Source organism: Aeromonas molluscorum 848 (genome assembly GCF_000388115.1).
Classification (GTDB): Bacteria; Pseudomonadota; Gammaproteobacteria; order Enterobacterales; family Aeromonadaceae; genus Aeromonas; species Aeromonas molluscorum.
In genome coordinates this window covers 1-9,642 of the sequence record NZ_AQGQ01000158.1, presented here as the reverse complement: position 1 = coordinate 9,642, position 9,642 = coordinate 1, and the positions used below count along the sequence as shown (strand labels likewise).

Genomic DNA, 9,642 nt, shown 5'->3' with positions numbered 1-9,642 from the left:
CTTAATCGACAATGCAACAAGGTGACCTTCTCGCAGTTTCTATTTCCCTAGATAATGCAGTGCGCAGCGTTGAGACCACCACGTGTCAAATATTGGGCGCATTTTATTCTCTGTTGAAAGAGATGAATTGAGCGAGAAGGTTGCTGAGTGGCCCAGGGTAATACCAGTTCTCCGATCCGGTAGCTGGCTAGTTATCACAGGCGTTGATAGTGGCTATAGCCTGGATGAGGGATGACAATCGCCTTGGACCCCTTAGACTGTTCTTTTATTCGGGAGGTAAGTGCCATGCTAGGGATCCATGATCTAGCGTTGTTTATCGTATCCGGCCTGCTGCTTAATATGATGCCAGGGCCTGACTCTTTGCTCATCATGCTACGCAGTGGCTCTCAGGGATGGCGAGCGGGCTCGATGGCTGCGCTTGGTATAGGCACTGGCACCATGGTGCATGTACTTGCGGCTGCATTAGGATTATCGGCATTGCTGAGCGCCTCTGCCAGCCTGTTCAGCATCATCAAGTTGCTGGGGGCGCTTTACCTCATTTATCTGGGGGTTGGCTTGCTGAGAACGCGATCTGGTACCCCCTTGGATAAAAGGGAAATCAAGCTGGCGCCTCTGCCCTATGGCCGTCTCTTCTGGCAAGGATTTCTAACCAATATGCTCAATCCTAAGGTGGCGCTGTTTTTTCTGGCATTCGTGCCGCAATTCATTGCGCCGGATGCTCCCCAGAAGGCGCTGGCTTTCATCCTGCTCGGTTGCATATTCAACCTGAACGGCATGATCTGGTGCCATCTACTGGCGCTGTCGACCGCATTTGCCAGCAGCAAGCTGAAGGTCTCGGCCAAGTTGAGTCGCTGGCTCAATCGCGTAATGGGGGGACTCTTCGTCGTGCTGGGGATACGACTGGCTACTGAATAGCAGAGACTATCATCAACGAGTTGCGCAACGGCCAGTGCAGACGTTTTGCCTGAGCTCGCTGCCGAATGAACACGCCGCAATAGAAAAGGCGCATTCCACTGCTGGAATGCGCCTTGTCCTGCACAGACTCGAAAGATCAGTTCATGCCGTATTATCACACCACATGTCTAATTCTGTTTGGTGTTGTCTATCGGCTTGGTGTATGTGGTTGATTTATATTGTTTAACTTTCCATTGTTGTCTAAAGTTATCTTAGGGGATATAAGACAAGTGTGGGTTCAATTGTGGGTTCAAAATGGCAATTTCAGATTCAAAACTCAAAGCAATGCTGCGTGGTCACGATGATGATACGCCCAGAAAGGTTGCGGACAGGGATGGGCTATCTGTTCTGTGGAGGAATAGCGGAAAAGTTAGCTTCGTGTACCGCTATCGAATTTTAGGCAAGGCAAAAAACCTGACTCTGGGATCCTATACCGGTCAAGAGGGGGGACTATCGCTTTCCGAAGCAAGGAAAAAGGCGGCGCAATGTCGAGCTTGGTTGGAAGAGGGCAATGATCCAGCCTTGATGACGCGGATCGGGAAAGATGAAAGGCTTAAGCCTGTCACGGTTAAAGATGCACTCGAGTATTGGCTCTGCCATCACGCCGATAAGAAAAGGTCAAACAGTGAGAAGCATCGCCAGCAATTTGCGAAGTGGGTCTATCCCCGTATCGGGGATCTTCCGCTGTCAGATTGTGATACTCGTCACTGGTTGAGTGTCTTTGACGAGTACTCGAAGTTGGCACCTGTGGCTAGTGGTTATTGCTTCCAAAACTGTAAGCATGCTCTGAAGTTTTGCCGGGTCAGACAGTTTGCAGTGAGTAATGCGTTGGATGACTTGACCGTCGCTGATGTTGGGCAAAAAGCGAGTAAGCGAGATAGGGTTCTGACGCTAGAAGAACTGCGAACACTATGGGATTGGTCTGAGAAGCTAGGTCCATATTGCTACTACGGAAATTTGGCAAAGATTCTGTTGGCGTTTGGTGCAAGGACTCAAGAAGTTCGGCTATCAGCACCCGAAGAATGGAATCTAGCCGAAGGTACATGGACAGTACCAGCGTCTAACTCAAAAACAGGTAATAAAATCGTGAGACCAATACCTGATTTTATTCGGCCGACGATAGACGCCTTGCTGAAAGCAGCCGCAGCACAGTCATCCCCATACTTGCTAGGGGAACTCAAGCGACCAGAAGCGGTAAGTCAGTGGGGAAGGGGGATTTGGAAACGGCTCGGGCATAGCGCCCCTTGGACATGGCACGATCTCCGAAGGAGTTTGGCGACCCGCCTAAACGAGGCTGGGATTGCCCCTCATGTCGTGGAGCAAATTTTAGGTCATGCTTTACCAGGTGTAATGGCTCACTATGTTCATACGGTTCGGTTACCGGAGCAAAAAATGGCTCTGGAGTTGTGGGGAGGGATTTTGAAACCATCAGAAAAACCGGCAGACAATATTGTGCATCTGCAAGTGGGGTAGGGGAGAGCAACAGCCCTTTTCTTCTGTTCGATTTGTAGACTGTGTCTATGGAGGTTACATCGAGTGTACCCTCCATTTTTTTACCCAGCCTGTACAGCCATGCTGGCCATGTTAGCTGCAGTTGCAGAGCTGGAGCCTGTAAAAAACAGAAAGACCACACTCTATTGGCATGGCCTTATTTAGATGAGGAACTCATCCAGCTGACGACCTTGTTCGAGTTGTTCAGCCAGGAACTTGGGCGTACGGCCCTGACCGGTCCAGGTATGCTCCACCCCATTCTCGACGTAACGGTATTTCGGGGGACGAGGGGCTCGTTTAGCTTTTTTGTCGATTGCAGCAAGTAGTTCAGCTGGATCAATTCCAGCCTTGTCCATCAGCGTTTGGAACTTAGCCAGCTTTTGCTCATGTGCTGTCGGCTTAGTTTTACCCTGTTGCGTCGAGTTGAGAACCCACCCGTTTTGTGCTCCTTTACCAAAGGTGCGAATTTTTTTGCCACTTGATAGTGTAGTATCTGCATACGCAAGTACATCCTGAATAAACAAGTCGTGAATATCATTAAGCATTTTTTTTTGATTCGTAGCCGTTTGAAGGTTAATGCGGCTTCGTGTACCTCGATACGAAAACACATCTCCATTTTTAACCTTTTCCCGCCACATCTCACCGATTGACTCCATGATATTAAAATGTTTGTTCCAGTTCTCTTTTAAAAATAAAATCACATGCAGGTAATACCCCCTAACAGAGCAGTAATCCATCTTCCATATATAACCATCAATATATTTCATTATGGGGTTCTTAGCACCATTTCTAAACACTGCATTTCTGCCGGCACGTAGCGTCATTAGCCTGTAGTCATTTACCTGAGAGGGGGTTTTCAATCTCAATTTCAACGCCTTTTCAAACTCAACATCATACTCATCATCAAGCTTGAAATTGAACCCTAGGCAAAATCGTATGGCATGAGTGCTGCCACTTTTCATGATGGCATTGGCATGTTCCATCACTGAAGCCACGTTTTCTTGCACATTGAACAGCCTTTTACTGGTTGCTTTTTTATAGGCTGGCTGATTGAATATCAAATTGAATCGATTAACGAAGGCGGTAATCAAATTCATCGAAAAGTAACGTTCAAAATCACCTCTATTTGTTATGTCTATTTTGTTTGCATTAACGGTGTTGATGAAAAGCGACACCGCAGGATGCACATTGAGGTGTCGCAAAAAATCATCATGTCCTAAAATGGCGCTCACATTCATTTTCAACAAATGCCTTATTCTCTCCTTTATATTTCTTTTTTGTACCTTGGTGAATGCGCGCCGTTGATTTAAATTTTCTATCTGCACGTTACTTTGAATATCTGAATTCAAATCTTCCAAGCTGTTGTATGTCTCGAGTCGGCGACCGATCCGAGGGTGTGTGTGAAAATTAAACTCTCTGATATATGAGATAAAATGCAGGATCTTATATATACAAAGGAAGGTATCAAAGTCATCTGTCAGAATTTTTTTGTTACTGTACACTGCGTCAGACGATTTATTTTCCGCAATAAATATATCTATCTCGGCATTTTTACCTGCACTTAATCCTTTCTCACCTAATCCCTCTCGTGAAAATGCACCATGTATGTTTGTCCTTGTTCGCTTAGCTGCGACGACCCACGCCTCATTGCAATCATATATTGCATAGGGCCTCGCTATATTGGTTGCGATTTTTTCTTCATTCTTTTTTTGGGAGGTTCTTCTGCGCGATGGTTTTAAGTGCGCTTCGGGCGATGCCACTTTATCCTCATTAGATAAGTGGCTGGCGGAGGATAATTCACTTGATGCAACTTTGCCATCTTCACTCTCGATTTCTCTAACTACAACTCTTCTTTGGTTTTTTACTACGTCTCCAATTTCGCGAGCCAACTTACTTTTTACTTTTTTAGCCATATCATCTTCACCGCAATTCTAAACAGACAATGTCAAATCACTTAAAGTACAGAGTAGCGCATTACATTAAGGTGAGTTACGTTTATTTTGCATTATTGCAATTCAAGTCACAAATCAGGCCTAGAGGTATCTTTTGATATAATGTGGTTGCAGTTGGCTTGCTGTGTAGACCCTTTGTTTTCCAACGTCCATGTCGCAAAACGGCCCTCATAAACCCACTCAAAACCCACGGGTGTGGTACGTGAAAAATTTCTGACATGCCCCTGGCCTACCTTAAACGGTGAGTTCAGACCTCCATACAATGCAAATGAGGGGCTGGCTACTAACGTAACGCCTTCATTGTGCTCTCACCCGCTCGAGTTAATCATGTGTTTTTTAACTGTCCCGCTCTTCTGATGAAACAACCCACTACATCATCAGGAGTACACCATGAACAACACCATCAAAGTCCTGCGCATCAAAGACCTCATCAACAAGATTGGCATGGCCAGGTCTACTATCTATGACTGGCTTAATCCCAAGTCTCCTCGTTATGACGAGACATTCCCCAAACCCTTCAAGATAGGTCAGTCCTCTATTGGTTGGTTTGAGCACGATGTTGATAGCTGGCTTATTCGTAAAAGCCAGCCGTGAATACATTTTTTTCATCCCTCGTGAGCTCCATAACTTCCTACGTTATAACTCATGCCTTGATAGGCTAATGGGTTAGGGAAATAGCCATTCCTTCTTATATATGTTTTTTGGTATTTACGTAGGTGGTGTAGGCATATCGTGTTTAGGTTTATTTATTATTTAATATCACTTCTGTTCAATACTATTCCTACGCTGTGTACAGCCACCCATATACAACCAATAACCATTACCACTATCGAGTACCATTACACCACTCCCATGTGGTGGTCATGCTACCACCAGCATAGTTAGCCAATACCACTCCACCAATCGCCCCTATATACGCGTGTGCCTATCACACAGCGTAGGGTTACTCTTGCCTAAGCGAGGCCATCATGTTTAATTCAGTCAGGCTATTAGATATCCTAACCTTAACAGACCGGCTCAAACATACAACGCTTCCTATTGTCAGGGCTGTTTATTCAGTCCCTGGTAAGTCACGCATCACTTGCATTGGTCGTAGGCTATCAACCAAACTCTTTAATGCGTTGGGCACCGTGTGTGATTATTTTTATTGTCATGAGGAAGTATCGTCAGCGCATCCAACGGTAGAGCTATTCCTAACGCATATGCGAGAGGTTTATGGATTGCACCTCATCCATGAGCGATATCTCGATAATGATGTCGGTGACGAATTAGCCAGGGATATCAATAACGCGCTGTATGCGTTTCTAAGAGAGTTCAAGAGTCAGGCGCACCGTAAGCGCCTCAAGAACCTTGAACGCGTTGAGGGCCGCAATCAGCGCAGCATAGCGACATATGTTAATAGCCTATTCGACCAGCATGCCAAGCTATTAGTCATTCGATTGGATATTGGCTATCGCGAAGACTACTACGACCAGCTTACGTTAGACCTCGTGACGAATGACCGGAATTGTTACCTTCGTCGAGTACAGAACAAATATCCTGCATTGGTAGGCTATATCTGGAAACTGGAGTACGGTGTTGATAGGCGTTTGCATACCCACATTACGTTCATTTTTAATGGTGCTGTACACCAACGAGATATCTCGCTGGGTATTGCGCTGGGAGAGGTGTGGGAAGATATGTCCGATAATAACGGGAGCTATTACAACTGTCAGATCAGGCGGGAGAAATATCGGGAATGGGGTACTGATGGGATTGGGATGGTGCACTACAGCGATACAACCAAGCGCATAAACCTGATTAATGCGCTGAGTTATCTGACCAAGCTGGATACGCAGATATTGGCGGTATTGCCAGCCGGTCGTCGGACCTTCGGGCGCATGGAGAGACCATCGCCCCAATCTCGCCTTGGCAGACCTCGGTTATTGCTCTGTCGGTCTGATTGAAAGATAACTCAGATAGATATTATCAAGGGAGAGTAAACACATATCGCTGTGAAGCTGCTTGGGAGCGCCATTGCGGCCTCCCAAGTTATTGACCCTGGCATCGGGTGTCAATCAGTCACAGATGCGCACAGCGGGCTGTTAAGGCGCCAGTCGTGCCACCAGCTTATCAACCACCTCCAGCACCATTTCTCTGTCGGCAGCATTGAGCTTGGCCAACTGCTGGCTGAGTACAATGCTTTGTTCTGTAGGGCGGTTGCTGGTCTCACGCAGGAGGTCTGCAAGCTCACAGCCAAACAGCTGGGCCAACTGTGCCAGGCGCACTACGGTCGGCACCACTTTTCCCCGCTCCATCCGGGAGACCGCTTCCATCCCGATATCCAGGTGCTCTGCGACTTGCTCCTGGGTCAGCCCCACTTGTTGGCGTTGCCGTCCAATCGCTTTACCTACGCTCTTGGCCAGTTCTTCAAAGTTGACGTCTGTCATAAGTCCTCCAGTCCGCACGTATGCTTGACCATGGACTCGTTGACATTAAGGGCGAAAATGGTTGATGCTCAACCAATTGGGTTGATGTTGTTTGAATATATAGATTGATATTTGAAAGGAGTGCTTTCTACACGACGTAAATTCCAGCCCACTTTCTTCAGTTGCGCTTGGCTAACTGCCAGCACGCTCGCTGACGTTACCTGTATTACCCCGCTTATCCGAGAGGCTTGCCTTGTCGGTCAGGCATCCTTTTGCCATTTTTATTAAGGAGAGATCATGAATCGCACACTGCTTTATCCCTTACTGCTGGCCTGTGGCCTGTGGCCTATCACTGAGCGCTTGCGATACAGCATCCGCTAATGGCCCAGAATTCACTCTGGAAGTGGAATACACCGCTATCGGGCGACCTCAGATCGTCGTCACCTCGCTCAACGATCAAGTCACCATTCAGAAAGTGCTGATCAATGGCGGCAAGAGTAAATGCCGGGTGATGCTGCGCAGTGACTTGATGGGGTCGGTGGGAGGAACCTATTTCCCACTCAAGCTCAATTACACCGAACGCTGGCGGCTGGTCATGACCGAGCCGTGCCGATTGAGGGAGGTCACCCTCTTCACCAATCTGGGCAATGCCTCTTACACCATTGAATAAGTCGTCTGGAGAGTGACATGACAGAAAACATCAAACTGGCCCTGTGGTGCACATGGTTATCGCTGTTTGCCTTACCTACCTGGGCTGCGCCTCAATTCACTGTGCCAACGGTCACTAAACGGGTACCGGCCAACGTTGAAGGCACCCTCAATTTCGCCAGCATGCAGTTTTGGATAGAGACTTCGAAAGGAGATCGCATCATGCTGATGCCGCTGGATGAAGATGAGCCAACGCTCATTCCCAGTGTCAGCCAGCCGGTTTCACTGAACGGTTTTATGCTGACCTATTCAGATGGCAGCCGTTACTTCGAGCCCTCCTTTACACCAGCGTCAGCTGCATCAAGTACCGCATCATTTACCATCGTGAAAAATGATGATGACAGTATCGTCATTCGGTATGGGGATGAAACGCTGCTGCGCACCGATGAATATGACGCCATCAAGCTCACACACCGATTGCCGCTGGCCAACGGGCAGGCGGTCTTGTTTGAGCTCCACAGTGGTGGTGTGGCATGCCCGGTGCTCTATCAGTTGGCGGTCGCTCAGACGGGGGCGCTGACCATGCTTTCACAGCCCTTTGGTACCTGTAGCGACGAAGGCAAGCTGACCCCCGACCCCAACGGTTTCACCCTCGACCTGCCCGGCAATCCTCGTCAGCGCTGGGTATTGGATGCCAACAGCTTGACGCTGCGCAAGCAGTCCTGACCACCAGCTACCACACATTCACCACCATCAGGGCACCTTCGGGTGCCCTCTGTTTTGTGCCGCATTTTATTTAAGGAACTGTTCATGCCATTACCACAACCGGGGGACCACCTCGTTTCCCCCCGCACCGGTTACCAGCACCACGGTCTCTATCTGGGGGACCATCAGGTCATCCACTACCAGGGGGGCAGTGCCGGTATAGATTCCGGTCAGATAGCTATCACCACGCTTGCCGAGTTTAGCCAAGGGCGGGGCTATCGCATCCAGCACCATAGTGCACGAGCTTTCAACCGGGAGGAGAGTATCGACCGTGCTTACTCCCGTCTTGGAGAGGCGCACTACAGCACGCTCTTTAACAACTGCGAGCACTTCGTGCTCTGGTGTATCGAGGGCTTTCACTACAGCAAGCAGATTAACCAGCTGATTGCCACGGGGTGTATCGCACATCAGGCGCTTCGCACAGTGGCTCGGCAGCCTACCCTTGCGGCCCTGCCTGGCATGGCCACCAGCTCGGCACTGAACCCATCAGCAACTACCGCTGTGACCGCCGCAGTCTGTGCGCTGCTTGGGAGCTCGGCCACCTCGCTGGCGGCCCCCTTGGCTGCCACCTATGGCCTCTACCGCGCCTGGCGCTGGTTCAGGAATTAACGGTTCTCACATTCGATACGAAAAGGACACACCATGATGACCATGCCATTTCACCTGGCAGGGATGGCCCTGCCGATTTCACCCGAGCTACCTGACTTGCTGCGCAAAGTCGTGCGAGAACAACAGCTCGACCTCACCCACGTCTCGACCCTGACCTTCAACTTTCGCAGCCCCGGCTACAGTGCTGAAACGGGTGGCGTTCATCCGGTAGAGCTGCGGCTTATTCGGGGACTACACGGCTGGGTATTCGATTACATCACCGACTTCAGTTATCAGGGGGTGGGCCAGGATGTCGAGCTCTGCAAGGAGCTCGACTTCAACCTCTCTTGCGACGAGCACTATCTGCAGGGCTGGGGACCACTGCCCGGCGTGGAAGCACGCGAACTGTTCGCCCTGTGGCAGCGCAATTTCATTAGCTACGCCCAGTTGGGGTATTTCACCGTCACGGTCAGTGGGGAATAATAGGAGGTGTGTGATGACTAACGAACAGCCGCTCTCCCATTACTCACGTCAGTGGCTGGGACTGGTCGCGGCCAAGGCCAAACTACAACCAACTCGCCAGAGCGAGCGCTGGTTGCTGCACCTAACCCCTGATAGTCCAAACGCCCGCACCGTCACACTGCATCTGCGTTGGTCTGGCGTGCAGTGGCAACTGCTCTCACTCACCAATGCCGAGGACTGGCGCACCATGAGCCAGCCGATAGATGAAATCTGTGTGGACCCTAAGCGTCGCTGTTTCTGGCGCTGCCAGGCAGGACCGGTTTCTCTCACCGAGCAACCCCGTGTATTGGCAAGTTTCCTGGCTGACCTGCAGC

11 protein-coding genes are annotated in these 9,642 nt (G+C 49.5%); 9 read left to right on the top strand and 2 right to left on the bottom strand.

Annotation, left to right across the window (positions count from 1 at the left end; all coding sequences use genetic code 11):
* The first annotated feature begins 285 nt into the window (after window positions 1-285).
* Window positions 286-915, top strand: a complete 630-nt coding sequence (locus G113_RS16700) for a LysE family translocator (RefSeq protein WP_040319339.1) — start codon at window positions 286-288, stop codon at window positions 913-915.
* A gap of 294 nt (window positions 916-1,209) precedes the next feature.
* A complete protein-coding gene (locus G113_RS16695) occupies window positions 1,210-2,427 on the top strand; it encodes a tyrosine-type recombinase/integrase (RefSeq protein ID WP_005907508.1) in 1,218 nt (405 codons plus the stop codon).
* A 179-nt stretch (window positions 2,428-2,606) separates the two neighbouring features.
* On the opposite strand, the gene G113_RS21905 is transcribed toward G113_RS16695, so the two are convergent.
* A complete protein-coding gene (locus tag G113_RS21905) occupies window positions 2,607-4,358 on the bottom strand; it encodes an H-NS histone family protein (protein ID WP_236611795.1) in 1,752 nt (583 codons plus the stop codon).
* A 429-nt stretch (window positions 4,359-4,787) separates the two neighbouring features.
* Between G113_RS21905 and G113_RS16680 the strand changes: the two genes are divergently transcribed.
* Window positions 4,788-4,991 carry a helix-turn-helix transcriptional regulator gene (locus tag G113_RS16680; protein ID WP_005907506.1) on the top strand — a complete coding sequence of 68 codons (204 nt, stop codon included), beginning with the start codon at window positions 4,788-4,790 and terminating at the stop codon, window positions 4,989-4,991.
* 374 nt (window positions 4,992-5,365) lie between these two features.
* Complete coding sequence (locus tag G113_RS16675) at window positions 5,366-6,343, top strand: YagK/YfjJ domain-containing protein (protein ID WP_236611794.1); 978 nt, start codon at window positions 5,366-5,368, stop codon at window positions 6,341-6,343.
* A gap of 138 nt (window positions 6,344-6,481) precedes the next feature.
* Here G113_RS16675 and G113_RS16670 read toward each other — a convergent pair whose 3' ends face one another.
* Window positions 6,482-6,826 (bottom strand): helix-turn-helix domain-containing protein, encoded by a 345-nt coding sequence (locus G113_RS16670; RefSeq protein WP_005907504.1) that lies wholly within the window; start codon window positions 6,824-6,826, stop codon window positions 6,482-6,484.
* 382 nt (window positions 6,827-7,208) lie between these two features.
* Between G113_RS16670 and G113_RS16665 the strand changes: the two genes are divergently transcribed.
* The 5 genes from G113_RS16665 to G113_RS16645 form a co-directional block, all read left to right on the top strand.
* Window positions 7,209-7,475, top strand: coding sequence for a hypothetical protein (locus G113_RS16665; protein ID WP_005907502.1), 267 nt, complete (start codon window positions 7,209-7,211; stop codon window positions 7,473-7,475).
* A 17-nt stretch (window positions 7,476-7,492) separates the two neighbouring features.
* The gene (locus G113_RS16660) at window positions 7,493-8,179 is read left to right on the top strand and encodes a hypothetical protein (protein WP_040319335.1); all 687 of its coding nucleotides are present in this window, start codon (window positions 7,493-7,495) and stop codon (window positions 8,177-8,179) included.
* 84 nt (window positions 8,180-8,263) lie between these two features.
* Entirely contained in the window at window positions 8,264-8,827 is a 564-nt protein-coding gene (locus tag G113_RS16655) for a lecithin retinol acyltransferase family protein (protein WP_005907499.1), read from the top strand.
* Window positions 8,828-8,863: 36 nt separating this feature from the next.
* The gene (locus tag G113_RS16650) at window positions 8,864-9,289 is read left to right on the top strand and encodes a DUF2787 family protein (protein ID WP_005907498.1); all 426 of its coding nucleotides are present in this window, start codon (window positions 8,864-8,866) and stop codon (window positions 9,287-9,289) included.
* Window positions 9,290-9,302: 13 nt separating this feature from the next.
* A partial coding sequence (locus tag G113_RS16645) for a hypothetical protein (RefSeq protein WP_005907497.1) occupies window positions 9,303-9,642 on the top strand: 340 nt, incomplete at its 3' end.